A 24,018-nucleotide genomic window follows, 5' to 3' on the forward strand; every position below is an offset into this window, starting at 1 on the left:
TCCGGGGGATGGCGGGTCGTCCGGGGATAGCTGGGTCGTGCGGGGGCGGGGCTAGCGGTAACGGACGCGGTAGGCGATCCAGGCGGGGGCGCCGGCGGCCAGCGGCAGCCAGAAGGACACCAGCCGGTAGGCGAGGGTGGACAGGGCCGCGGCCGCCGGCGGAACCCCGGCCAGGGCGAGGGTCCCGGTCAGGCCGGCCTCGACGAAACCGAGACCGCCGGGCGTGATCGGGATCATCGCCAGGACGCTGGCCGCCACGTAGGCCAGCAGCACCAGGGACGGCCGAGGATGCTGGCCGGCACCGGCCAACGCCGCGAGCAGGGCGAGGTAGTCGAGGGTCCACTTGCCGGCCGCGAACAGCAACGCGGCGGGTAGCCGACGTCCGAGCGAGTGCAGCACCTCGTCGCGGCGGATCAGCAGCAGGTCGGACAGGTCGGGATCAACCGGGCGGCGGGCCAGCTGCAGCACCCGGGCGAGCAGCCGCGCCAGCAGGCGCATCGCGGCCTCCGAGCGGGCCAGCACCAGGCCGGTCACAGCCAACACCGCGAAAGCGACGCCCCCGAGCCACGCCGCCGCGATCAGACCGCGCGGCGCCGGCTGGCCGAAGATCAACGCGGGCAGGACGAACAGCGGCAGCCCGAACACGATGCTGGTCGTGACCATGGAGATCGCGGTCAGGGCGAACCCGGCGGCCGCGGGATCACAGCCCGCCCGGCTCAGCATCCGGAACTGGACGGCGCCGCCCACCGCGATCCCGCCGGGGATGATCCGGCTGATGCTGTTCGACGCGAGCTGCGAGGTGATGGACAGAAACCAGCTCAGCCCGTCGATGGCGAGCCGTTGGAGCTGCCACACACAGGCGAAGCTCGCGATCTCCCAGCCGACCATCGCCGGGTACCACCACGGACGGAAGTGCCGCAGCCGGGGGAAGGCGGAGAACACGGTGAGCAGTTGCGGGGCGAGCAGGTAGATCGCCACCGCGGTGACCGCGAGCGGTATCACCCGGCCGGCGATCCGCCCCCAGGCCAGACCGCCGGGAACGACATCGGTGCGAAAGCGCCCCGCCGCCCCCAACCGCCGCGGCCGCGTCCCGCCGCCCCCAGCTGACGGTGCCGACTCAACCGGCGGTGCCGACTCAACCGGCGGTACCGACTCAACCGGCGGTGCCGGCTCGGCCGAATCCGCCGGGGCGGTGGGTTCCGGTGCAGCGGCCGGTGTCGCGGCCGGTGCGGATGCGTCGTCGTCCACGTCGTCCAGGTTGTCCGGCTTGCAGGTTTTGTCCAGCGGTTTGTCGGCAGGGTCGGCCGGCACTCGCGCCCTCCTCCGCCCCACCTGCGGTGCGGGCCGCCCGACGTACCTCCTGCGCGTCACCCTAGACGAGCGATCGACGAGGCGAATCAGCCCACCGCCGGCCGGCCCGGCCGCACCGGCCGGGCGGCGGTGGTCGCAGGGCTGGTCAGGCGGTGGGTCCGGGCAGGTTGTAGCTGGCGGCGAGGGTGGCGTCGCGGGCGGCGAGGCGGCGGGCGAGGTCGAGGATGACCTGGCACTGCTTGACCGAGGCGTCGTCCTGCATGGTGCCGTCGACCATCACCGCGCCGGTGCCGTCGCCCATGGTCTCGACGACCCGGCTGGCCCAGGCGACATCCTTGGGCTCGGGGCTGAAGACCTTCTTGGCGATGTCGATCTGCACCGGGTGCAGCGACCAGGCGCCGACCGCGCCGAGCAGGAACGCGTTGCGGAACTGGTCCTCGCAGGCCAGGGTGTCGGCGATGTCACCGAACGGGCCGTAGTACGGCATGATCCCGTGCGCCACGCAGGCGTCGACCATCCGGGCCAGGGTGTAGTGCCAGGGGTCCTGCTGGAAGGTGGCGCGCACGGCGCTCGGGTCGTCCGGGGTGGGGTCCTGGCGGACCAGGTAGCCGGGGTGGCCGCCGCCGACCCGGGTGGTCTTCATCCGCCGGTCGGCGGCGAGGTCGGCGGGGCCCAGCGACAGGCCCTGCATGCGGGGGCTCGCGGCGCAGATCTCCTCGACGTTGCTCACGCCGCGGGCGGTCTCGAGGATCGCGTGCACGAGGATCGGGCGGGTCAGGCCGGCCTGGGCCTCGAGCTGGGCGAGCAGCCGGTCGATGTAGTGAATGTCCTCGGCGCCCTGCACCTTCGGCAGCATGATCACATCGAGCTTCGCGCCGATCGCGGGCACGAGGGTGAGCAGGTCGTCCAGCCCCCAGGGCGAGTCGATGCTGTTCACCCGGATCCAGAACTGGGTGTCGCCGAACTCCGCGCCACCATCGATGATCTTGATGAGTCCCTCGCGGGCGGCGAGCTTGTTGTCGGCCCTGACGCCGTCCTCGAGGTTACCGAGCAGCACATCCACCTTGGGGATGAGAGTCGGCAGCTTCGCGGCCATCTTGGCGTTGCTGGGGTCGAAGAAGTGGATCACCCGGGACGGCCGCCACGGGATCTCGCGCGCCGGGGCCGGCGCGCCCACGGCGAGCGGAGCGAAGAAGTCCTTGGCACTGCGCATGGGGAGTCTCCCGGAAGGGGAACCTGACTGGCGGACCGAACCGTCGGGCGGACGGGGTCACCACCAGCGACGGGCACGACGCTCGACGACGAGGCACGTTACCAGCTCCCCGTTTCACCCGCCCCGAGTTAAATCACACAGAGTAACGATATTTGCCCAGAGTGACGCAGCTCGCAGTGCGTGGTCAGGGCAGGGTGAGCCAGGACGCGCAACCCCGCGCCACAGACGCACTTCTGGTTTATTGAGGCAGTCGCCAGAGTGACTGCCCGCTCGACTGCCAGGAGGAGCGTTGGATCTCCCGCTGCGGGATCTCGTCGTGGTCGGGCTGGAGCAGGCTGTCGCCGCCCCGACGGCCACCCGTACCCTCGCCGACCTCGGCGCCCGCGTCATCAAGGTGGAGAACCCGCGCGGCGGTGACTTCGCCCGCGACTACGACAACGCGGTGCTCGGCGAACTGGCCGCGCACTTCGTCTGGCTCAACCGGGGCAAGGAGTCGGTCGCGCTGAACTTCCGCGACCCGCGCGGCGCCGAGGCTCTGGAGCGGCTGTTCGCCCGGGCCGACATCGTGGTGCAGAACCTCGCACCGGGCGCGGCCGCCCGCTACGGATTCGCCGCCGAGCAACTGGTCGAACGCTTCCCGCGGATCGTCGCGGTCGACATCTCCGGCTACGGCGAGGGCGGCCCGCTGTCCCACAAGCGGGCCTACGACCTGTTGGTGCAGTCCGAGGCCGGCTCCTGTTCGATCACCGGAACGCAGGAGCACCGGGCCAAGCCGGGTATCCCCGTGGCCGACATCGGCGCCGGCATGTACACGGTGACCTCCGTGCTCGCCGCGATCCACGCCCGCACGGCGACCGGCCGCGGCACCGCCCTGTCGATCAGCCTGTTCGACACGGTGGTCGAGTGGATGAGCTACACCATGAACATCACCATGGGCACCGGTGAGCAGCAGGTTCCCAACGGGGTGAGCTCCCCGGCCGTCTCCCCCTACGGCGCCTACCCGACGGCGGACGGCTTCACCCTCGTGCTCGGCACCACCAACGACGGCGAATGGCAGCGGCTGGCCCGCACGGTGCTCGGCCGCGACGACCTCGCCGACGATCCCGCCTTCACCCACAACGACGACCGGGTCCGGCTGCGCCCCCGCCTGGACGAGGCCATCCGTGCCTGGACGACCACCGTTCCCATCGCCCAGGCCGAGAAGATCCTCGACGACGCGGCGATCGGCAACTCCCGGCTCAACAGCGTGCAGGAGGTCATCGACCACCCGCATCTGAGCGCCCGGGACCGCTGGCGTGACGTCGCCACCCCCGCCGGCCCCTGGCGCGCCCCCCTGCCACCGCCGATCACCCCCGACTGGGCCCTGCCCATGGGGCCCGTCCCGGCCCTCGGCGAGCACACCGAGGCCGTACTGGCCGAGGTGGGCCTCACCGCCGACGAGATCGCCCAGCTACGCGCCGACCGCGTGATCTGACAGGCTGAAGGGAAACATCGATGAAGATCGACGCCGTCCTGGGCACCGACATCGACCTCGCGGCGACCGCGGCACGCCACGCCGAGACCGCCGGCTACGCGGGCGCCTGGGTCGGCGACACCAACCACGACCCGTTCCTGCAGATCATGCAGGCGGCGCAGGCCACCGAGAACATCACGGTGGGCACGGCCGTGGCGATCGCCTTCGCCCGCAGCCCGATGACGACCGCCACCTCCGCCTACGACCTGGCCCGCTACGCGCAGGGACGGTTCGTTCTCGGCCTCGGTTCGCAGGTCAAGTCGCACATCGAGCGCCGGTTCTCGATGACCTGGTCGAGCCCGGCGGCCCGGATGCGCGAGTACGTGCTGGCCCTCAAGGCCATCTGGGCGTCCTGGCAGGACGGCACGAAGCTCGACTTCCAGGGCGAGTTCTACTCCCACACCCTGATGACGCCGTTCTTCGCCCCCGAGCCGCATCCGGCCGGGCCGCCGCCGGTGTACGTCGCCGGGGTGAACGTGGCGATGACCGAGGCCGCCGGTGAGGTCGCCGACGGCTTCTTCCTGCACCCCTTCACCACCCGCCGTTACCTCGACGAGGTGACCCTGCCGGCGCTGCGCCGCGGCCGGGCCAAGCGGGGCGGCACCCTCGACGACTTCGTCGTCAACGGCCCGATGTTCGTCGCCGTCGGACGCACCGAGGAGGAGCTCGCGACCGCCATCGCCGGCACCCGCGCGCGTATCGCCTTCTACGGTTCGACCCCCGCCTACCGGCCCGTGCTGGAGCTGCATGGCTGGGGTGACCTGCAGCCCGAGCTCACCCGGCTGACGAAGGAGGGCCGCTGGGCCGAGCTCGGCTCGCTGATCACCGACGACATCCTGCACACCTTCGCCGTCGTCGGCACCCCCGCCGAGGTCGGCCCCGCGCTGTACGCGAAGGTCGGCGACGTCCTCGCCCGGACCTCCTTCTACACCCCCTACGACGCCGAGCCGGGCCTGCTCACCGAGCTCCTCGCCCACGTCCGTCCCCCGGCTGTCTGAGCGCACCGGCACCGCACCGCACCGCGCGGCCCGGTCCTGACCTGGGCCGCGCGGTGCGACGAACCGTCAGTGCGACGAACCGTCAGTGCGACGAACCGTCAGTGCGACGAACCGTCAGTGCGACGGCGGCGCGTCCGGCTCGGCCGCCAGGACGATGCGGGGATGGTCGGCGGGCAGACCCTCGAAGCGCGGCGGGCGGCGTTCACGGAAGGACGCGACCCCCTCCCGGTAGTCGGGTTTGCCCCGAGCGACGTCCAGGACGGTGTTCGCGGCCAGCCGGGACTGTTCGATGTCCGCCGCGTCATCGCGGGCCAGTTGCTGCTTGACCTGGGCGACCGCCCACGGGGAGCAGTTACGGGCCACGTCCCGGGCCCAGTCCAGGGCCGCGGGCAGCAACTCGTCGGGTTCGACCAGCCGGTTGGCGAGCCCCATCCGAACGGCCTCGTCGCCGCGCACGACCCGGCCGGAGAACAGCAGGTCGGCGGCGTGCCCGGCGCCGACGAGCCGGGGCAGCAGCCAGGTGACGGTGTCCTCGGCGATCAGTCCCCGGCGGGTGAACGACGTCGTCCACTTCGACCGGGCGGTGGTGAACCGCAGGTCGGCCATGAGGGCCTGGACGAACCCGACCCCGGCGCACGCCCCGTCAACAGCGGCGATGATCGGCTTGGGCACCGTGCGCGGGATCGTCGCCGAGGGACGCACCGGGCGGACGAAACTCGGATCGGTCGTCGCCCGGCGCAGCACCTCCATGTCCATCCCGGCGCAGAACGCCTCACCGGCGCCGGTCAGCACGATCACCCGGACGCCGGGATCGGCCATGGCCTCGTCCAGCAGCGCGACGTAGCGCAGCTCCATGTCGTACGCCCAGGTGTTGCGCCGTCCCGGCCGGTTGAGGGTGAGCAGCAGCACCCCGTCGTCGTCCAGCTCGCGCAGCACCGTGTCCTCAGGTGCCAGCTCGCCCAGCGCCACCCTCTGGGACGCCGTGGCCTGGGACGCCGTGGTCTGGGACGCGGGGGGCGTTTCTCCCACGGCGGCTAGGCCGGCAGCGCGGCGGCGGCGGTGCCGCTGATGACCTGGACACCGTCGCCGTTGACGGTGACGACGTCCAGTTCGACGATCCGACGGCCGTCCGACTCGGTGATGCCGGTCACCGTCAGGGTGGCGACGAGCCGGTCACCGGGCCAGACCTGGCTGCGAAAGCGCACGCCGTAGCGCAGCAGCTCGCCGTCGCCGATGAAGTCGGTGACGGCCTTGCCGGTCATTCCCATGGTGAGCATGCCGTGGGCGAACACACCGGGGTAGCCGGCGGCTTCCCGGGCGTACACGTCGTCGGTGTGCAGCGGGTTGTAGTCGCCGGAAGCCCCGGCGTACATGACCAGTCGGGTCCGGGCGAGATCCTCGGTCAGCACCGTCTCGACGGTGTCGCCGACAGCGATGTCAGCGGCGGCGGCCGTGCGCGGGCTCACTGCGCCACCCCCGCCGTCGCGCCGCCCTCGGCCGGGGACTCGACGACCTTCGACGGGATGACGACGACGGAACGTGCCGTCACCACCAGCTCGCCGGCCGCGTCCCGGAACTCGGTGATGGTCTCCCGGAAGGTCAGCGAACCACCGCGCCGCCCGGCCTTCTCCCATTCCTTGCCGGGAATCTGGACGGCGGTGAGCACATCACCGACCCGGACCGGACGGTGGTACTCGTAGCTCTGCTCGGCATGCAGGCTGCCACCACCGGATGTCGCCGGGGTGGGCACGCCCGACGGGGTGCGGCCGGAGCCGCGCCACGGTTCGCCGTACTTCGGGCGCAGATGGAACTCCGGGTCGAACTGGGCACCGGACTGCGTGAAGGTCGGCGGAGCGCCGGCCGTCCCGTCGCCATAGGCGGAGTCCGGATAGCCGACGGCCCGGGAGAACAGCAGGACCGCGCCCGCCTCCACCGGGAAGGTATAAGTGCTCACCGCACACCCACATCCATCGAAATCGGTTGAGAAGCGCTGGTTCAGCGGGCGTCGCGCAGCACGTTGCGTGCGATCACCAGCTGCTGGATCTGGCTCGTGCCCTCGTAGATGCGGAACAGTCGGGCGTCCCGGTAGAAACGCTCCACCGGCACGCCACGCATGTACCCGCTACCACCATGGATCTGCACGGCGCGGTCGGCGATACGACCCACCGCCTCCGAGGCGAAGTACTTCGCGGTGGACGGGCCGATCCGCCGGTCGCTGCCGTCGTCGAACGCGGCGGCGACCTCCTTCACCAGCGCCCGGGACGCGTGCAGGTCGGTCACCGAGTCCGCCAGCAGGCCCTGGATGAGCTGGTGCTCGCCGATCACCTTGCCGCCCTGCACCCGCTGGGAGGCGTAGGCCACCGACTCGTCCACCAGACGCTGCGACATACCCACGCACAGCGCGGCGATGTGGATGCGCCCGTGGGCCAGGCACTTCATCGCCGTGGCGTAGCCGCGGCCCTCACCGGCCGGGCCGCCGATCAGGGTGTCGGCGCTGACCCGCAGGTCGTCGAAGTAGACGTCCGCGGTCCAGGCCCCGGCCTGCCCCATCTTCGGGTCCTTCGGCGCCACCCGCAGCCCGGGGGTGCCGCGCTCCACCATGAACGTGCTGATGCCCCGGCCGCCCGACGAGCCCTCCTCGGAACGGGCGAAGACCATGAAGACATCGGCGTTCGGCGCGTTGGTGATGTAACGCTTCGAACCGTTGATGACCCAGTCGTCACCGTCGCGCCGGGCCGTGGTGGCAAGGCCGGCCGGGTCGGAACCCGCGCCTTCCTCGGTCAGCGCGAAGGACGCCACCCACTCACCCGAGGCGATCTTCGGCAGATATGCCTTCTTCTGCTCCTCGGTGGCGCCTTCGAGCAGGACGTGGCCGGCGATTCCGTTGTTCGTCCCGAACATCGAGCGGAAGGACGGCGTGGTGTAACCAAGTTCGAATACCAGCCGCGCCTCCTCGCTCATCGAAAGGCCGAGGCCGCCGTAGATCTCCGGAATGGCGAAACCAAAAAGACCCATGTCCGCGGCCGCCACACGAATGCGGTCCGGAATCGAGTCCTTCTCCTCGATCTCCGTCTCTGCGGGTACAACCTCTTCGCGCACAAAACGGCGTACCGAGGCTACGACCTCGTCAATGATCTCGCTGCTCACCCGACCGTCACCACCCGAATCCAGATCAGTGTTTCTGCTGTTATGGCGTTATGGGCACCGCCGCTGCGCGCCACGGTCGAGGGCTCCCCCGCGACGGTTCGATCCCGCAACAGACATGATCCGCAACAGACATAGTGAAAAACGCTTCAAATGGTAGGGGTGCCACCGCCCGGCCGCAACCGATCGCTCCCACACCGGACCAGCCCGGGATGTGTGCCGCGACACGGCGACCGAAGACGTTCTCGCCGGCCGGGAAACCCGGCTTCGAGGCGTGTTGCCCGGATCGGGTGGACCATGTTAATAAGCTCGCTGTTGTCCCGCTCCGGGAGCGCGGCGGCGCCCGCCCGTGGCACTCGCCCGCGGGCACGCGTGGCCGGGCGTGACAGCGTCCTGTCCGTCGGCGGTCACAACGCCGGGCGTGCGCACCCCCGGTTCCCTTACGGTCAGGGCGGGGACGACCGAGGGACGACCCCGGCCGCACCACCGCCACACCGCACCACCGCCGCCCCCGCACCACCGCCGCCCGAGGTGGCGCCCCGCGACAGACGACGAGGAGCTGGACATGGGCAGGATCGCGCAGACCGACGGGCTCACCGACATCCAGGCCGACATCCTGGCGGCCGTGCGCACCTTCGTGGACAAGGAGATCCTGCCGAACGCGGGTGACCTCGAGCGCAAGGACGAGTACCCCGAAGAGATCATCAACGCGATGAAGGACATGGGGCTGTTCGGCATCATGATCCCCGAGGAGTACGGCGGCCTCGGCGAGTCGCTGCTCACCTACGCCCTGGTGGTCGAGGAGATCGCCCGCGGCTGGATGAGCGTCTCCGGTGTGATCAACACCCACTTCATCGTCGCCTACCTCGTCGCGCAGCACGGCAGCGAGGAACAGAAGGCCCGGCTGCTGCCGAAGATGGCCACCGGGGACGTCCGCGGCGCGTTCTCGATGAGCGAGCCCGGCTGCGGCTCCGACGTCGCCGCGATCACCACCCGCGCGACCCGTGACGGCGACGACTACGTCATCAACGGCCAGAAGATGTGGCTGACCAACGGGGCCCGCTCCAGTGTGGTCGCCACCCTGGTGAAGACCGACGAGGGTTCCGACTCGGTCTACAAGAACATGACCACGTTCCTGTTGGAGAAGGAGCCGGGCTTCGGCACCTCCAACGGCCTCTCCATCCCCGGCAAGCTCGAGAAGCTCGGCTACAAGGGCGTCGAGACCACCGAGATGATCCTCGACGGCCACCGCGTGCCCGCCTCGTCGATCCTCGGCGGCGCCGAGAAGGCCGGGCGCGGTTTCTACCAGATGATGGACGGCGTCGAGGTCGGCCGGGTCAACGTCGCCGCCCGCGCCTGCGGCATCATGATCCGCGCCTTCGAGCTCGGGATCGCCTACGCCCAGCAGCGGCACACCTTCGGCCGCCAGATCGCCGACCACCAGGCCATCGCCTTCAAGCTCGCCGAGATGGCCACCAAGGTCGAGGCCGGCCACCTGATGATGGTCAGCGCCGCCCGCAAGAAGGACTCGGGCCAGCGCAACGACGTCGAGGCCGGCATGGCGAAGTACCTGGCCAGCGAGTACTGCTTCGAGGTGACCACCGAGTCGTTCCGCATCCACGGCGGCTACGGCTACTCCAAGGAGTACGAGATCGAGCGCCTCTACCGCGAGGCCCCGTTCATGCTCATCGGCGAGGGCACGTCCGAGGTGCAGAAGCGCATCATCAGCCGCGCCCTGCTCAAGGACTACCGCCTCAACGGCTGACGCCCCGCTCGCCGGCCGACGGACGCCACGTCGGCCGGCGAGCCGCCGTATCGCCACTGACCACGACCCCATCATCACGAGATCGAGGCGACCCATGCAGTTCGGCCGGTACTACGAGGAGTTCGAGGTCGGCGCCGTCTACAAGCACTGGCCAGGCAAGACGGTCACCGAGTACGACGACCACCTGTTCTGCCTGATCACGATGAACCACCACCCGCTGCACCTCGACCTGAACTACGCGGAGAAGACCACCCAGTTCAAGCGGAACGTGGTCGTCGGCAACTACGTCTACTCGCTGCTGCTCGGGATGTCCGTCGCCGACGTCTCCGGCAAGGCGATCGCGAACCTCGAGGTCGAGTCCCTGCGCCACGTCGCACCGGTCTTCCACGGCGACACGATCTACGGCGAGTCGACCGTCCTGGACAAGGTCGAGTCGAAGTCCAAGGACGACCGCGGCATCGTCACCGTCGAGACCCGCGGCCACAACCAGGACGGCACCCTGGTCTGCATCTACCGCCGCAAGGTCATGGTCCCCAAGCGCGCCTACGGTGAGGCCCGCGGCGGCGAGCAGCCCGGCCGCCCCGAGCCCGTCGCCCCCAAGCCCAAGTCCTGACCCCAGGCCCCGACCCCAGGTCGCGGCGGTTCCACACCGGCAGCCGCGTCCCTGGTCGTTTCCCGGAGATCAGGCCCGGTCCTGATCTCCGACCGCGGTACAGAACCGCGGGGAACGTCGTTCTCGTTTCTGATGCCGAGGGTTGTTCGGCCTGTAGCCCCTGAATTCCCGAACAACCCTCGGCATCACGGCTCATAACCCTCGGCATGACCACCAAGCCGTCGGTACCACGGCCTGAGCCCCGATGCGGGCCAGCCGGCTCCCAGCCACCCTGCTCGGCAGCGAGGTCGGACGATCACACCGACGGCCTGCGCCAGACGGAGACGTGGTAGCCGCTCGTGGCGGTGAACGGTTCGCCGGCCCAGCCCGCCCACCGTTCGGCCAGCTCCAGCCCGGCGATCCGGCCCATCAGATCCAGCTCGCTCGGCCAGACGTACCGCAGATCAGCCGGGTAGGTCCGCACCCCGTCCGGCCCGAGGACGATCCGCCGGTGACGGATCCGCTGGGCCACCGGGTCATGGACCGCCGCGCTCAGCTGCGTGGACTCGCCCGCCAGCCGCTCGACCTGCACACACTGGCCATGGTCGTAACGGGCGACATCGGGAACAAATGCCTCCAGCACGAACAACCCGCCGGGCCGTAGCGCGGACGCCACCGAGGTAAAGCAACGCACCTGGGCATCCTGGTCGGCGAGCATGAAGAACGTGTTGAACACGACGTAGATCAGAGAAAGGGACGCGGCAGGAACGTCCAGCTCGGTGAAGTCACCGAGCTTCAGGTCGAGATCGGACCCGCCGGGTTTTTCCCGCAGCCTGGCCAGCATCCGCGGCGAGGCTTCGATCCCGATCACCTTCACGCCCTGGGCGGCAAGTGGCAGGGCTACCCGTCCGGTCCCGACGCCGAGTTCCAGCACGGGCCCGGCGCCGGCCCTGGCATACAGGAAGTCGGCGGCGGTGGCACCGGTTCCGGGCGCACCCACCGTCTGGTCCGGGCTCGAGTAAAAACCGTCGTAGGCCTCGGCGATCGTGTCGCCGTAAACCGCCGGATCGAGAAAACCGTCATCCTGATCAATGTGGACCATGGCAGATCTTTTATCAGGAGTCACGGTGCGATCGCACCTCAATTTCACGGCCACACCGAGAACCATCAGGATCCGGCGCGCTGTCCGTGAGCGTTTCCGGTTGTGGCCGGGTGCCTGACGGGTGGCTGCGCTGCCCGACACCCCGGCAACAACGTCACCCTCCGCACCGGGCCCACCAGGAACATCGCCACCAGCGAGCACGCAGAACGATCACGGTAGCCTTGTGGGGGGCAAATCGGACAGGAATACCCCCACGGCGACCCGTGTAGGAACAACCCCATCCATCCAGCGGATGAAAGGGACAAAACGCCGGCCGCAAAGGTCGCGGAGCGTGAATCTCACGCCGGGCGGGCCATGTCCACGACCCGCGACGGTTCCGCGGAACACCACGGCCGGGGCCGAAGCCCCGGCCGGTGGCGGGTGGGTCAGGAGGCGATGCGCTCGTAGATGGCAGTGATGCCCTGGCCGCCGCCGATGCAGAGGGTCTCGAGGCCGTAGCGGACCTCGCGGCGGTGCATCTCGTGGAGCAGGGTGGCCAGGATGCGACCGCCGGTGGCGGCGACGGGGTGGCCGAGGGAGATGCCGGAACCGTTGACGTTGAAGCGGTCCCAGTCGGCGGCGGACCAGTCGCCGGCGGGGAAGCCCCACTCGCGGGTGCAGGCGAGGACCTGCGCGGCGAACGCCTCGTTGAGTTCGATCAGGTCGATGTCGGAGAGCTTCAGGCCGGCGCGGTCGAGCGCCTTCGCGGTCGCGGGGACCGGGCCGATACCCATCCGCGACGGTTCGACGCCGGCGACGGCCCAGCTGACCAGGCGGGCCAGCGGACGCAGACCGAGCCGCTCGGCGGCCTCGGGGTGGGTGACGACGCAGACCGAGGCACCGTCGTTCTGGCCGCTGGAGTTGCCGGCGGTGACGGTGGACTCGGCGTCCTCGCGGCCCATGATGGGACGCAGCCGGCCGAGGGTCTCCATGCTGGAGTCGGCCCGCGGGTGCTCGTCGGTGTCGATGACGGCGGTGGCCTTGCGGCTCTTCACCGTCACCGGGATGATCTCGTCCTTGAACCGGCCCTCGGTCTGGGCGGCGACGGCGCGCTGGTGTGAGCGCAGCGAGAACTCGTCCTGCTCGGCGCGGGAGATGCTGTACTCGCGGCGCAGGTTCTCCGCGGTCTCGATCATGCCGCCGGGGACGGGGTGGTTCACGCCGCCGGCGGTCGTGCGACCGCGGGCGAGGGCGTCGTGCAGGGTGAGGTTGCCCGAGTTCGGACCCCAGCGCAGGTCGGTGGAGTAGAACGCGGCGTTGCTCATGCTCTCCGCACCGCCGGCGAGCACGACGTCGGCCACACCGGTCTGCACCTGCATCGCGGCGAACGCGACGGCCTGCACGCCCGACCCGCAGCGCCGGTCGAGCTGCAGCCCGGGGACGGTGATGTCCAGGCCCGCGTCGAGGGCGACGACCCGGCCGAGCGCCGGAGCCTCCATCGTCGGGTAGCAGGATCCGAACAGGACGTCGTCGATGTCCGCGGAACCCAGCCCCGTGCGCTCGAGCAGGCCACGCAGGACGGTGGCGCCGAGCTCGTGGGCGGTCAGCCCCTTGAAGACACCGCCGTAGCGCCCGACCGCGGTCCGGACCGGCTCGCAGATCACCGCGTCACGCATGAGAACTCCTGTCTGCACCTACGCCATCCCGGGGGACGACCCTCGAACGTCTCGTCCTGGGCCGGTTGCGAACAGCACGATAACTCGGCCGGGACACACATTCCCGAATCGCAGGAACGCTCTGATCATTCCCGTAAACGTCCTGATCATGGGCCTGTTGTGGGGTGATCGGCATTTCTGGCGCCGTCCACGGCGGCAAAGTAGGCTCTTGCGCCGGTGACCTCGCCGCCGTGTCCGACCCGTTGGTCTGGCCCGCGCACCTGGGCACCCCGGCACACGCTCCCCGGCTTCGGCCGCCCTGTGGCCGCCAGACCTGGCACCGTCGGAGCTGGCAGCTGACCTGGATGGCATGCCCACCATGAACTAGGAGATGCTGATGAGCGAAACACGACGTGTCGCGATCGTGACCGGGGCGGCCCGGGGGCTTGGCGCTGCCACGGCCCGCCGGCTCGCCACCGACGGCTTCGCCGTCGCCCTGCTTGACCTGGACGAGGCCGGCGCCAAGGAAGTGGCCGACAGCATCGTCGCCGAGGGTGGCCAGGCACTGGCCGCCGTCGCGGACATCAGTGACGCCGCGCAGGTCAGCGCCGTCGTCGCCCGGGTGGCCAGCGAGCTCGGCCCGCCCACCGTGCTGGTGAACAACGCCGGTATCACCCGCGACAACCTCATCTTCAAGATGCCCGAGGCCGAGTGGGACCTGGTACTCGCCGTTCACCTGCGTGGCGCGTTCCTGATGACCCGTGAGGTGCAGAAGTACATGGTCGAGGCCAGGTACGGCCGGATCGTGAACCTGTCCAGCACGTCGGCGCTGGGCAACCGCGGCCAGGCGAACTACGCCGCCGCCAAGGCCGGCATCCAGGGTTTCACCAAGACGATCGCCCTCGAACTGGGCAAGTTCGGCGTCACCGCCAACTCGGTCGCCCCCGGCTTCATCGCGTCCGAGATGACGAAGGCGACCGCCGAGCGCCTCGGCAAGGACTGGGACGAGTACAAGATCGAGCGGGCCAAGTCGATCCCGGTCGCCCGCGTCGGTGTCCCCGACGACATCGCGCACACCGTGTCGTTCCTGGTCAGCGAGGGTGCCGGGTATGTCTCCGGCCAGGTCATCTACGTCGCCGGCGGCCCGCGCAACTGACCCGTCCGGCCAACACCACAGCGGCCAACACCGCAGCAGCTAACGAGGTGGAGTGATGACGGGCACCGAGGTCGTGGTCGTGGATGCCTGCCGGTCGGCGATCGGCAAGCGCAAGGGTTCGCTCAAGGACGTCCAGGCACCGGATCTGCTCGGGGATGTGCTTCGCGGGCTGATCGACCGCACCGGCCTCGACCCGGCGCTCGTCGGGCAGCTCGTCGTCGGTTGCGTCAGCCAGGTCGGCCAGCAGGCGGCGAACATCGCCCGTAACGCCTGGCTCGGTGCCGGCCTGCCACTGGAGGTCGGCGGTTCCACCGTGCAGGCCCAGTGCGGGTCGTCGCACCAGGCGACCACGCTGGCGCACGCGCTGGTCGGCTCGGGGCTGATCGACATCGCGGTCGTCGGCGGTATCGAGTCGATGAACCAGGTGCCGATCAACGCCAGTGTCGACGTGCCCTTCGGCACCGGGCGGGGCGAGCGGTTCCGCGAGCACTACGAGGTGACCACCCAGTTCGAGGGCGCGGAGCGCATCGCCGAGCAGTGGAACATCACCCGGGACGATCTCGATGCCTACGCGCTGCTCGCCCAGCGGCGCGCGGCCGTCGCCGTCGCCGAAGGACGTTTCACCGGTCAGATCGTCCCCGTCTCGGCGCCGGTCACCGACGACGAGGGCACCGTCGTCGGCCACAAGCCGTTCACCATGGACGAGGCGCTGCGGCCCACCACCCTCGAGGGTCTGGCCAAGCTGAAGACGAACATGCCCGACCGTCCCGGCGGCAGCCGGCACACCGCGGGCACGTCGTCCCAGTTCGCCGACGGCGCCTCGGCGATTCTGCTCACCAGCGCCGACCGCGCGCAGCAGCTCGGCCTGCCCGCCCGCGCCCGGCTGGTCCACTCGGTGCTGGTCGGCTGTGACCCGGTGACGATGCTCACCGGGCCGATCCCGTCCACCCGCAAGCTGCTCGCCGAGACCGGCCTGACCATCGACGACATCGACGTGTTCGAGGTCAACGAGGCGTTCGCGTCGGTCGTGCTGGCCTGGCGCAAGGAGCTCGGCGCCGACCTGGACAAGGTCAACCCCAACGGGGGCGCCATCCCGTTCGGCCATCCGCTCGGCGCGTCCGGTGGCATCCTGCTGACCCGTGCCCTGCACGAGCTCGAGCGCACCGGCGGTCGCTACGGCCTGATCACCATGTGCTGCGGCGGTGGCCTGGGCACCGCGTCCCTGATCGAACGTCTCTGATCCCGACCGGCTGAGACCCCGTCCCACTGACCGCGCCCGACAGGCCGCGCGGTCAGTGGGACGGGTCGCGCGGTCAGTGGCAGGACATGCCGCCGTCGACGGCCAGCGTGATGCCGGTGACGTAGGACGAGCCGGGTGCCGCGAGGAAGATCACGGCGGCGTCGAGTTCGTGGGACTCGCCGATGCGAGGCAGGATGCCGGTGTTGGTGATGAACGCGGTCAGGGTCTCGCGGGGGACGTCCGCGGTCAGTTCGGTCTCGAAGTAGCCGGGGGCGATGGCGTTGACGCGGATGCCCTTGCGGTCGGACCACTGCTGGGCAAGATCGCGGGTGAGGCCGATCAGACCGGACTTGCTCGCGCTGTAGGCGGCCTGCGGGGTGTACGACTTGACCAGACCCAGCACGCTCGCGATGTTGATGATGGACGAGCCAGGGCGCATGTGGCGGGCACAGGCCTGGGCGGCCCAGTAGGCGCCGTTGAGGTTGATGTCGATGACCCTGCGGAACTCGTCGGGCTTCTCCCGTGAGGCGGGGACGGCGGTGCCGATGCCGGCGTTGTTGATCAGGATGTCGATCCGGCCGAACTCGGCGAAGGCCGCGTCGGCGAGGGCCGTGCAGGCGTCGGGGTCGGCGATGTCGGTCTCGACGGCGAGGGTGCGCCGTCCGGTGGTCTCGGCGACCGTGGCCGCGACCTCGCGCAGCCGGTCGGCGCGGCGGGCCGCCAGCACCACGTCGGCGCCGGCCTCGGCGAGAATCCGGGCGAACCGGGCGCCGAGCCCGGAGCTCGCGCCGGTGACGACGGCGACCCGGCCGTCGAGCCGAAACAGATCGAGCACGCCGCCGACTCCGGCGGTGCTGGTGCCGTTGGAGCCGGTGGCGGGGCTGTCACCGCTCATGCCGGGACCGCCTTTCCGTCGTAGGTACGGTCCGCCAGGGCCTGCAGGCCGGCGGCGGCGAGCGGGGCGGTGGCCTCACCGACCCGGTCGAAGCCTTCGCCGCGGGTGAGGCCCTGCAGGTGACGGGCGTGAATGCCCTCCGCGATCACCGCGATCTTGAAGTAGGCCAGGCCGAGGTAGAAGGAGAACGCGCCAAGGCCGCGGCCGGTGGCGGCGACGTACCGGTCGATCAGGGCGTCGGCGGCGGGCATCCGCGGGCTGGTGGCGGCGGCGGAGCCGGCGAGTACCGGGGCGAACGCCGGATCGGCGTAGGCCAGGTGCAGACCGAGGTCCGCGAGCGGGTCACCGAGGGCGGCCATCTCCCAGTCGACGACGGCGCGGATGTCGGTCGGGTCGGCCGGATCGAGGATGACGTTGTCGATGCGGAAGTCTCCGTGCACGATCGACGCGCCGGACTCGACCGGGCAGAGCTCGGCGAGTCGGGCGTGCAGCGCGTCCACATCGGGCAGTTCGGCGGTACGGACCCGCTGCCACTGGTCGTACCACCGACGGACCTGGCGGGTGAGATAACCCTGCGGCCGGCCGAAGTCGGCCAGGCCCACCGCGGCGGGGTCGACGGCGTGCAGCCGGGCGAGCACGTCGACGAGCGCGAACGCGCAGGCGTCCACCTGGGCCTGGTCGAGCGCGGCGAGCTCCTCCTCGGTGCGGATCACCGAGCCGTCGACGAACTCGACGACCGCGAACTGCACGCCGAGCGGGCCGGTCGCGTCGCTGGACACCACCGCCCGGGCCACCGGCACGCCGCTGTCGGCGAGCGCCGAGACGATCCGGTACTCCCGCAGCATGTCGTGGGCGGACGGGGTGAGCCCGCCGAGCGGCGGGCGGCGCAGCACCCAGCGGTACTCGCCCGCGGTGAGCAGGTAGGTCAGGTTGGACCGGCCGCCCGAGAGCAGCCTCGCCGACAGCGGCCCGGTGAAGCCCTCGACCCGCTCGGCGAAATACGCCTCGAGCGCGGGCAGATCAAGTCCCTCGACGGCGCCGCTCACCGACCGGCACCAGACGTGGCGGCGTGGCGGGCGACGCGGCGGGCGATCGCCCAGCGGTGGGTCTCGGACGGACCGTCGTAGATGCGGAACGGCCGGACCTCGCGCAGGAAGCGGCTGAGCGGGATGTCGCCGGAGACACCGAGCGCGCCACAGATCTGCAGCGAGCGGTCGACGACCCGGTAGATCGCCTCGGCGCAGAACGTCTTGGCGATCGCGGTCGACTGGGCGCCGGAGCGGCCCTGGTCGAGCTCCCAACAGGCCTGGTTGATGAGCCCGCGGGAGGCGGCGATGTCGATCTCGTTGTCGGCGATCATCTGCTGGATCATGCCGAGCTCGACCAGTCGCGAGCCGAACATCTCCCGCTCGTTCGCCCGGCGCACGGCGATGTCGCGGGCGTGCTTGGCGATGCCCAACCAGCGCATGCAGTGCGTCATCCGGGCGGGACCCAGGCGCACCTGGGCGTAGCGGAAGCCCTCGTCCACCTCGCCGAGGACGGCGGAGTCGGGCACCTCGCAGTTGTCGAAGACCAGCTCGCAGTGGCCGCCGAACAGCGTCTCGTCCAGCGTCTCGATATGGCGAATGATCTTCATGCCGGGGTTGTCGGCGTCGACCAGGAACATCGTGGCGCCGCCGGTGGCGACCCCGGGTTCGCCGGAGGTACGGGCCATGCAGATCGTGAAGCCCGCGCCGTCCGCACCGGTGATGAACCACTTGCGGCCGTTGATCCGCCAGCCGCCGTCGATCCGCTCCGCCCGGGTGAGCAGCGCCCGCGGGTCGGAGCCGGCGCCGGGGGCGGGTTCGGTCATCGCGAAGCAGGAGCGGATCTCCCCGGTGGCCAGTGGCCGCAGGTACCGCTCCTTCTGCTCATCGGTCGCGACGATCTCGAGCATGTGCATGTTGCCCTCGTCGGGCGCGGCGATGTTCAGCGCGAGCGGGCCGAGCAGCGCGTAGCCGGCCTCCTCGAACACGGTGGCGCGACCGCGCATGTCCAGTCCGTGACCGCCGTACTCGGCGCTGACATGCGGAGCGAACACCCCGGCGGCACGGGCGGCGTCCTGCAGTTCGCGGCGACGCTCGGGGGTGGGAGCGACGACGCCGTCGCGGGCCTCGAGCGGCAGCACCACATCACGGACGAACGCGGCGGTGCGCCGGGCCAGATCCGCGACGGACGGCTCGGGGGCGAGGTCAATGGTCATCAGGTCTCCACCGGAGCGGCGTTGCTGGCAGCTGATGGCGACCGATACCGGCCGCGTTTAGCTAATGGTCGTTAGCGTAATTCTAGAAGGGGTATCCATCCCTCGCAACAGGTGCGGGCTAGGATCGGAAGGCCGCGAGAACATCACCTGGCTAGCGACCGTTAGCGGCCTTGGCAGCTGCCGGTGGCCCTTGGACGCCGTGGGTGGCCGCTGGACGCCGGATGGGCATCCGCATCGACGTTCAGGCGGTCACGCCGGCCGCCGGGCGCCGGGCGCGGGGGGATCGGGAGGGGGACGGATGGGCCGGACCGGCTCGGAGCGTTCCGGGGAGATCCTGGCCGCCGCGCTCGACCTGTTCACCCGCCTCGGCTACGAGGCGACCACGATGGCGGACATCGGCGCCGCCATCGGGGTACGCGGGCCCAGCCTGTACCGGCATGTGGCGTCCAAGCAGGACATCCTGGCCCAGATCATGACGCGGACGATGACGGAGCTGCTGGGCGCGCACCGGTCCGCGCTCGCCGGTCTCGCCGGCACCGCGCAGGACGATCCGGTCGAGCGGCTGCGCCGGGCCACCGAGGCGCATGTGCGCTACCACGCGCGGCACCGGCGGGAGGCGTTCATCGGCAATCGGGAGATCCGCAGCCTGGTCGCGCCGGGGCGGGCCCGGGTCCTGACGCTGCGTTCGGAGTACGAGCGCTGTTTCCGGGATCTGATCGAGACCGGTATCCAGGCCGGGCGCTTCGATGTGACGTCCGCGCGGCTGGCTTCCTACGCCATTCTCGATCTCGGCATGGGAGTGGCCGTGTGGTTCCGCGACGGCGGTGAACCGGGCGAGGACGCGGTGGTCTGGCAGTACGGCCAGTTCGCACTGCGCCTGGTCGGCGCGCGCTGAGTTCGATGGTCACGGTGTCAGGCGGTCACGGTGGTCAGGCGGTCACGGTGGTCAGGCGGTCACGGTGGTCAGGCGGTCACGGTGGTCAGGCGGTCACGGTGTCAGGCGGTCACGGTGCCGCTCAGACGCCGGCCGGGCCGCTACCGGTTGCCTTGCTGGCACGCTGGGCGGCTTCGGCGACCTGGCGGCCCAGCGCATGCATCTCGCGGCTGCTGAGGTCGTAGCTCGGACCGAGCAGCATCAGGGCGGCGACGACCTTGCCGGCGAGGTCGAGCACGGGTGCGGAGATCTGGGTCACCCGCCCACTGACCTCGTCACTGGCCTCGGGCACCGGAACCAGGTACTCGGAGTGCTGCATCAGGTCGACCAGTTCCTCCTGCTTGCGACGGGCGGCGCTCACATCGGGGGCCGCGTCCATCAGCGAGAAACCGGTGGAGAAGTCGGGAATCTGGCCGCTGGCGACAGTGATGCTGTAGCCCCGGGCCCGGATGGCCTGTAGGGCGTCCTCCCAGATCCGCATCTGGCCGCCGGGCAGGGTGTCATCGACGCGGGAGAGCCAGGCGACGGAGTCGGCCTCGCTCCAGGCGACGAGTACCGCCCCGAACGGCGGCACCAGGGGCATCGACTGGCCGGGCCGGGGGCGCAGGCCCAGCGGCGGGCCCCAGTCGGACACCGACATCACCCGGGTCTCGGTCCCCGCCCGGGCCGACACGGCCACGCAGGCACCGAGTTTCTGGGCGAGATCCTCCGCCTCCCGGCTGGCCGCGCTCAACGTCGGGTTGATCACCCGGGTGACGTCACCCAGCGCGATGCAGAACGCGCCCAGCTCGTAGCGCAGCCCCGGCTCGCGACGAACCACGAGACCGTGCTCGGCCAGGGCCTGCAGAATCGAGTCGCAGGTGGCCCGCGGAATGCCCACGGACCTGGCCAGCTCCGAGACCGAGTAGGACTCGGAGGGCCGCCGTGCCATGAGCCACAGCAGCTGGCCGGCGCGCAGAACGGCCGGGGACGGGTTGATCGGCATGTTCATCCCCAGGGGATGGTGTGAGTACGAGGGGTCTTGCTAGTATTTCAAACAGGACGCCCATATACTAGCATTGCTTTGACCGCATCTCCGCTGCGATCCACTACCGTCGGTGCAAAATGCTGACTTCGGGTGTTCATTCGGTACACAACGTTCACCTGGACGCCGCGCGGCCAGGAAAGGACTGCGGTACGCAGCCGAATCCCAGCCCGGATGAGCAACCCGAACGGGCGGGCCCACGACCAGACCGGCGACTACCAGTGGCCCTGGGCCCAGCCCGCTGCTACCCGGGACGAGCCGCGCATGCGGTCAGGTCAGGCGGGTCGCGGCCTCGCGCCGCAGGGTCGCCTTGATGATCTTTCCGGTGGACGTCCGGGGAAAGTCCTCGACGGCCTGGACGTACTCCGGCGTCTTCTGCCGGCCGAGGCCACCCTCGATGAGGCGCTCCCGCAGCACCGTCGGCGTCGGCGCGGTCGCGTCCGCGGCCAGCCGCAGCACCGCGCAGGCCTTCTCACCGAACCGCTCGTCGGGCACGGCGACGACCGCGACCTCGAGCACCTCCGGCGCGACCTTGAGGATGAGCTCCTCGACCTCGGCGGCACTGATGTTCTCGCCACCCCGGATGATGATGTCCTTCTTGCGGTCCGTGATCGTCAGGCAGCCCTGGTCGTCGAGGACGCCGACGTCCTCGGTGCGGTACCAGCCGTCATCGTCGAACGCCGTCAGGTTGATGGTCGCGTCGGTGTAGCCCAGGCACAGGTCGGGCCCCCGCGACCAGATCTCCCCCGGCACCCCGACCTCGGTCGGCTCGCCCGCGTCGTCCAGCAGTCTGATCTCCACCCCGGCCAGCGGCCGGCCGTCGGTGTAGAGCCGGGAGCGCTTGTCGTCCTCGTGACGACTGCCGGTGATCGACGGGTGCTCGGTCGAGCCGTACATGCGGACCACCGAGGTACCGGCCGCGGTCGCCCGGTCCGAGAACGCCTCGGGCACCGCCGCACCGCCAAGCCCCACGTAGGCGAGGTAGCGCATGTGCTCGGGAGTGAGGTCGGGATGGTCGAGCAGACTGCCGAGAAAGTACGTGGAGCCGGCACCGGTGGCCAGCTTGTGGCGCAGCACGATCTCCAGCACCCGCTTCGGGTCCCAGACGTCGATCATGTTGACCTCGGTGCCGCCCAGCACCGGCATCTGCAGGGCGGCCAGCATGCCCATGAAGTGACCGATGGGCGTGCCGGTGAGGTTGTTCAGGCCGCCACCGGAGTTCATGGCGCGCAGCTGGTCGGCCTCGAAGCAGATGGTGTTGTGCGAGTGGATGACGCCCTTGGGCTGCGAGGTCGTGCCCGAGGTGAAGGCGATGATGGCCGGGGAGTCCGGGTCCACCTGGGCTGCCCCGGCCAGGGGCTCGGACGCCTCGAGCTCCTCGAACGCCACGGCGCCGGCCGGCAGCTCCGCGTCACTCGCGCCGACCACGGCCAGCACCCGCAGTGACGGCAGGTCCGTGACGACCTCACCGAGGTCGTCCAGGTAGGTGCGCCGGCCGAAGCGGGCCGCCGTGACGAAGGCGGCGGCCTCGGTGCGACGCAGGATGAACGCCACCTCCTTCGCCCCGTAGAAGTGCACGATCGGGACGACTGTGGCGCCGAGGAAGGCGGTCGCGTAGAACGCGACGGCCCCCTCGACCCAGTTGGGCAGCTGGAAGGCGACCGCGTCGCCCGGTCCCACCCCGCGCGCCCGCAGGCCGCCGGCCACCGCCAGAGCGCGGGCCCGCAGCTCACGGAACGTGCCCTCCCAGGGCCGTTCCAGGGAGTGGACCCGCAGAATCTGATCACCGTGTTCGCGCAGCGCGTCTTCGATCCGTACGCCCATCGGGACGTCGCCCCACAGGCCGTCCGCCCGGTACCGTTCCGCCAGGTGAACCGGAACGTCACGGGTGACCCATTGCTTTTCTGACCTGGGCTTGTCTGACACAGCAGCTTCCTCGTCAACGCAGTTCGACAGTGGTCAACGCAGTTCGACAGTGACGGCTCGGTGGCCGGTGGATCGCGTGCCGCGGACTACGGGCCGCGGACCACAGCTGCCGGATGTCAGAGGCCGACAACGGCGAACACGTCATGGTCCGCCGCGGCGCTGCCCAGGCGGTGCAGCAGTTCGGCGCGCACCTCGGGCCGCACGATCTGCGTGATCCCCCACAGGTAGAAACCGTGCAGGATGCCGCCGCGCAGATCGCGCCAGGCGGCGTCCCAGGCGGGCGGTTCGACCCCACCGGCACGCAGTTCGTCGAGATAGTGGCGCAGCAGGTCCTTCTCGTGGGTCCGACGCTCCCCGGGGGACAGCGTCGACCCCAGGTGGTAGCCCACGTCCAGGTACCAGGGACCGCGCTGGGTGAGCTGCCAGTCCAACAGGGCCGGACGACCGTCTGCCTCGAGGTACAGATTGCCGACGTGCGCGTCGCCGTGGATCACCGACCAGACCGGAGCGGCGGCGGTCTGGTCGGCCAGCGCCCGGTAGGCCGCCACGAGCCGGTCGGCGTCGCGCACCTCGGCCGGGACGCCTGCACCGACCTCGGTCTCGAAGTTGATCTTCCGGATCACCTCGGCGCTCATCAGGCCGCAGAGAGTGTGCAGCCGCGGCGCCAGCCACGGCGTGTCCGCGATCTTGGGGCTCAGCCAGGTGGCGGCGTGCAGCCGGGCGAGCTGCGCGAGGCTCTCGGCGACCCGTTCCGGGCCGTACTCGCTGGTCGGGTCGAGGAAACGGGCGCCCTGGGCGACGACATCCTCGGTGATGACCACGCTGTCGTGGGTCCGCGGATCGACATCCGCATACAGGCTGTTCAGGGTACGCACGCCGGTGGCATGCGCCAGGTCACGATAGAAGTAGACCTCGAAGGCCCCGACCGCGCGGGCGGCCGCACCGCCCTCGGTGAAGTATCCCTTGCCGCACAGATGAGCGGACAGGCCCTCGGGAAGGCCGCCCGCCGCCTCGATCTCGAAGCGGGCGTTGGTGGAGACCCGGCTGACGATCGGACCAGGCGTGACCTTGGTGATCTGCACGCCCGGAAAGCGCTCGGCAAGAGCCGTGTTCAGCCACTGTGGCGACTGCAGCTCCGCCAGATCGGTGGGGATCGGCACGATGCGTTCGCTGCTTAAGCTCATCCGTCACCTCGGAATGCTAGCATTATAGCGCTGACGATGGCATGTTAGCGCCCCCATCACCCCCTTGCCAGGCTTCGTCGTGATCCGGGTCGCATCCCAGCGCCTAAATCGGGCAAACAGGGCGAAGTCCTTCGATGGGATCGCA

Annotated in this window: 21 protein-coding genes; 7 read left to right on the forward strand and 14 right to left on the reverse strand. The window is 70.3% G+C overall.

Annotated elements, in window-relative coordinates; all coding sequences use genetic code 11:
- Positions 1 to 51: 51 nt before the first annotated feature.
- Both MXD59_RS18280 and MXD59_RS18285 read right to left on the reverse strand, forming a co-directional pair.
- On the reverse strand, positions 52 to 1,311 hold the full coding sequence (locus tag MXD59_RS18280) for a lysylphosphatidylglycerol synthase transmembrane domain-containing protein (protein ID WP_248825903.1): 1,260 nt from the start codon (positions 1,309 to 1,311) through the stop codon (positions 52 to 54).
- A 145-nt stretch (positions 1,312 to 1,456) separates the two neighbouring features.
- The gene (locus tag MXD59_RS18285; RefSeq protein ID WP_248825904.1) at positions 1,457 to 2,524 is read right to left on the reverse strand and encodes an HpcH/HpaI aldolase/citrate lyase family protein; all 1,068 of its coding nucleotides are present in this window, start codon (positions 2,522 to 2,524) and stop codon (positions 1,457 to 1,459) included.
- A 289-nt stretch (positions 2,525 to 2,813) separates the two neighbouring features.
- On the opposite strand from MXD59_RS18285, the gene MXD59_RS18290 reads away from it, so the two are divergent.
- Together MXD59_RS18290 and MXD59_RS18295 are read left to right on the forward strand one after the other, a co-directional pair.
- Complete coding sequence (locus MXD59_RS18290) at positions 2,814 to 3,998, forward strand: CaiB/BaiF CoA transferase family protein (RefSeq protein ID WP_248825905.1); 1,185 nt, start codon at positions 2,814 to 2,816, stop codon at positions 3,996 to 3,998.
- Positions 3,999 to 4,018: 20 nt separating this feature from the next.
- Positions 4,019 to 5,035, forward strand: coding sequence for a TIGR03617 family F420-dependent LLM class oxidoreductase (locus MXD59_RS18295; RefSeq protein ID WP_248825906.1), 1,017 nt, complete (start codon positions 4,019 to 4,021; stop codon positions 5,033 to 5,035).
- 114 nt (positions 5,036 to 5,149) lie between these two features.
- Here MXD59_RS18295 and MXD59_RS18300 read toward each other — a convergent pair whose 3' ends face one another.
- From MXD59_RS18300 to MXD59_RS18315, 4 genes are read right to left on the reverse strand one after another with little or no spacing between them, the layout of a single operon-like run.
- A complete protein-coding gene (locus MXD59_RS18300; protein WP_248825907.1) occupies positions 5,150 to 6,064 on the reverse strand; it encodes an enoyl-CoA hydratase-related protein in 915 nt (304 codons plus the stop codon).
- A 5-nt stretch (positions 6,065 to 6,069) separates the two neighbouring features.
- Positions 6,070 to 6,501 carry a MaoC family dehydratase gene (locus MXD59_RS18305; RefSeq protein WP_248825908.1) on the reverse strand — a complete coding sequence of 144 codons (432 nt, stop codon included), beginning with the start codon at positions 6,499 to 6,501 and terminating at the stop codon, positions 6,070 to 6,072.
- Positions 6,498 to 6,989 (reverse strand): FAS1-like dehydratase domain-containing protein, encoded by a 492-nt coding sequence (locus MXD59_RS18310; RefSeq protein WP_163548049.1) that lies wholly within the window; start codon positions 6,987 to 6,989, stop codon positions 6,498 to 6,500. The genes MXD59_RS18305 and MXD59_RS18310 overlap by 4 nt, the downstream gene beginning before the upstream one ends.
- Before the next feature lie 41 nt (positions 6,990 to 7,030).
- The gene (locus MXD59_RS18315; RefSeq protein ID WP_248813519.1) at positions 7,031 to 8,182 is read right to left on the reverse strand and encodes an acyl-CoA dehydrogenase family protein; all 1,152 of its coding nucleotides are present in this window, start codon (positions 8,180 to 8,182) and stop codon (positions 7,031 to 7,033) included.
- A gap of 562 nt (positions 8,183 to 8,744) precedes the next feature.
- Between MXD59_RS18315 and MXD59_RS18320 the strand changes: the two genes are divergently transcribed.
- Both MXD59_RS18320 and MXD59_RS18325 read left to right on the forward strand, forming a co-directional pair.
- Positions 8,745 to 9,944, forward strand: a complete 1,200-nt coding sequence (locus tag MXD59_RS18320) for an acyl-CoA dehydrogenase family protein (protein ID WP_163548051.1) — start codon at positions 8,745 to 8,747, stop codon at positions 9,942 to 9,944.
- A 94-nt stretch (positions 9,945 to 10,038) separates the two neighbouring features.
- Positions 10,039 to 10,557 (forward strand): MaoC family dehydratase, encoded by a 519-nt coding sequence (locus tag MXD59_RS18325; protein ID WP_163548052.1) that lies wholly within the window; start codon positions 10,039 to 10,041, stop codon positions 10,555 to 10,557.
- Positions 10,558 to 10,852: 295 nt separating this feature from the next.
- On the opposite strand, the gene MXD59_RS18330 is transcribed toward MXD59_RS18325, so the two are convergent.
- Complete coding sequence (locus MXD59_RS18330; RefSeq protein ID WP_248825909.1) at positions 10,853 to 11,638, reverse strand: class I SAM-dependent DNA methyltransferase; 786 nt, start codon at positions 11,636 to 11,638, stop codon at positions 10,853 to 10,855.
- A 425-nt stretch (positions 11,639 to 12,063) separates the two neighbouring features.
- Positions 12,064 to 13,293 carry an acetyl-CoA C-acetyltransferase gene (locus tag MXD59_RS18335; protein WP_248825937.1) on the reverse strand — a complete coding sequence of 410 codons (1,230 nt, stop codon included), beginning with the start codon at positions 13,291 to 13,293 and terminating at the stop codon, positions 12,064 to 12,066.
- A 376-nt stretch (positions 13,294 to 13,669) separates the two neighbouring features.
- Here MXD59_RS18335 and fabG point away from each other — a divergent pair, with 376 nt between their 5' ends.
- A complete protein-coding gene (gene fabG, locus MXD59_RS18340) occupies positions 13,670 to 14,428 on the forward strand; it encodes a 3-oxoacyl-ACP reductase FabG (protein ID WP_248813515.1) in 759 nt (252 codons plus the stop codon).
- Between the two features lie 55 nt (positions 14,429 to 14,483).
- Positions 14,484 to 15,668: a thiolase family protein gene (locus tag MXD59_RS18345; protein WP_248813514.1), complete on the forward strand. Its 1,185-nt coding sequence runs from the start codon at positions 14,484 to 14,486 to the stop codon at positions 15,666 to 15,668.
- A 73-nt stretch (positions 15,669 to 15,741) separates the two neighbouring features.
- On the opposite strand, the gene MXD59_RS18350 is transcribed toward MXD59_RS18345, so the two are convergent.
- The 3 genes from MXD59_RS18350 to MXD59_RS18360 are packed head-to-tail and all read right to left on the reverse strand — an operon-like array spanning position 15,742 to position 18,805.
- Positions 15,742 to 16,563 (reverse strand): SDR family NAD(P)-dependent oxidoreductase, encoded by an 822-nt coding sequence (locus MXD59_RS18350; RefSeq protein WP_248825910.1) that lies wholly within the window; start codon positions 16,561 to 16,563, stop codon positions 15,742 to 15,744.
- A complete protein-coding gene (locus tag MXD59_RS18355; protein WP_248825911.1) occupies positions 16,560 to 17,609 on the reverse strand; it encodes a phosphotransferase family protein in 1,050 nt (349 codons plus the stop codon). Before MXD59_RS18355 ends, MXD59_RS18350 begins: the two co-directional genes overlap by 4 nt.
- On the reverse strand, positions 17,606 to 18,805 hold the full coding sequence (locus MXD59_RS18360) for an acyl-CoA dehydrogenase family protein (protein WP_248825912.1): 1,200 nt from the start codon (positions 18,803 to 18,805) through the stop codon (positions 17,606 to 17,608). The genes MXD59_RS18355 and MXD59_RS18360 overlap by 4 nt, the downstream gene beginning before the upstream one ends.
- A gap of 298 nt (positions 18,806 to 19,103) precedes the next feature.
- On the opposite strand from MXD59_RS18360, the gene MXD59_RS18365 reads away from it, so the two are divergent.
- A complete protein-coding gene (locus MXD59_RS18365; protein WP_248813508.1) occupies positions 19,104 to 19,700 on the forward strand; it encodes a TetR/AcrR family transcriptional regulator in 597 nt (198 codons plus the stop codon).
- A gap of 121 nt (positions 19,701 to 19,821) precedes the next feature.
- On the opposite strand, the gene MXD59_RS18370 is transcribed toward MXD59_RS18365, so the two are convergent.
- The 3 genes from MXD59_RS18370 to MXD59_RS18380 form a co-directional block, all read right to left on the reverse strand.
- Positions 19,822 to 20,724, reverse strand: coding sequence for an IclR family transcriptional regulator (locus MXD59_RS18370; protein ID WP_248825913.1), 903 nt, complete (start codon positions 20,722 to 20,724; stop codon positions 19,822 to 19,824).
- Between the two features lie 309 nt (positions 20,725 to 21,033).
- Positions 21,034 to 22,689 (reverse strand): AMP-binding protein, encoded by a 1,656-nt coding sequence (locus MXD59_RS18375; RefSeq protein WP_248825914.1) that lies wholly within the window; start codon positions 22,687 to 22,689, stop codon positions 21,034 to 21,036.
- A 116-nt stretch (positions 22,690 to 22,805) separates the two neighbouring features.
- The gene (locus tag MXD59_RS18380) at positions 22,806 to 23,873 is read right to left on the reverse strand and encodes a phosphotransferase (RefSeq protein ID WP_248825915.1); all 1,068 of its coding nucleotides are present in this window, start codon (positions 23,871 to 23,873) and stop codon (positions 22,806 to 22,808) included.
- Positions 23,874 to 24,018 lie beyond the last annotated feature (145 nt).

It is taken from the genome of Frankia umida (genome assembly GCF_023242945.1).
Taxonomy (GTDB): Bacteria; Actinomycetota; Actinomycetes; order Frankiales; family Frankiaceae; genus Frankia; species Frankia umida.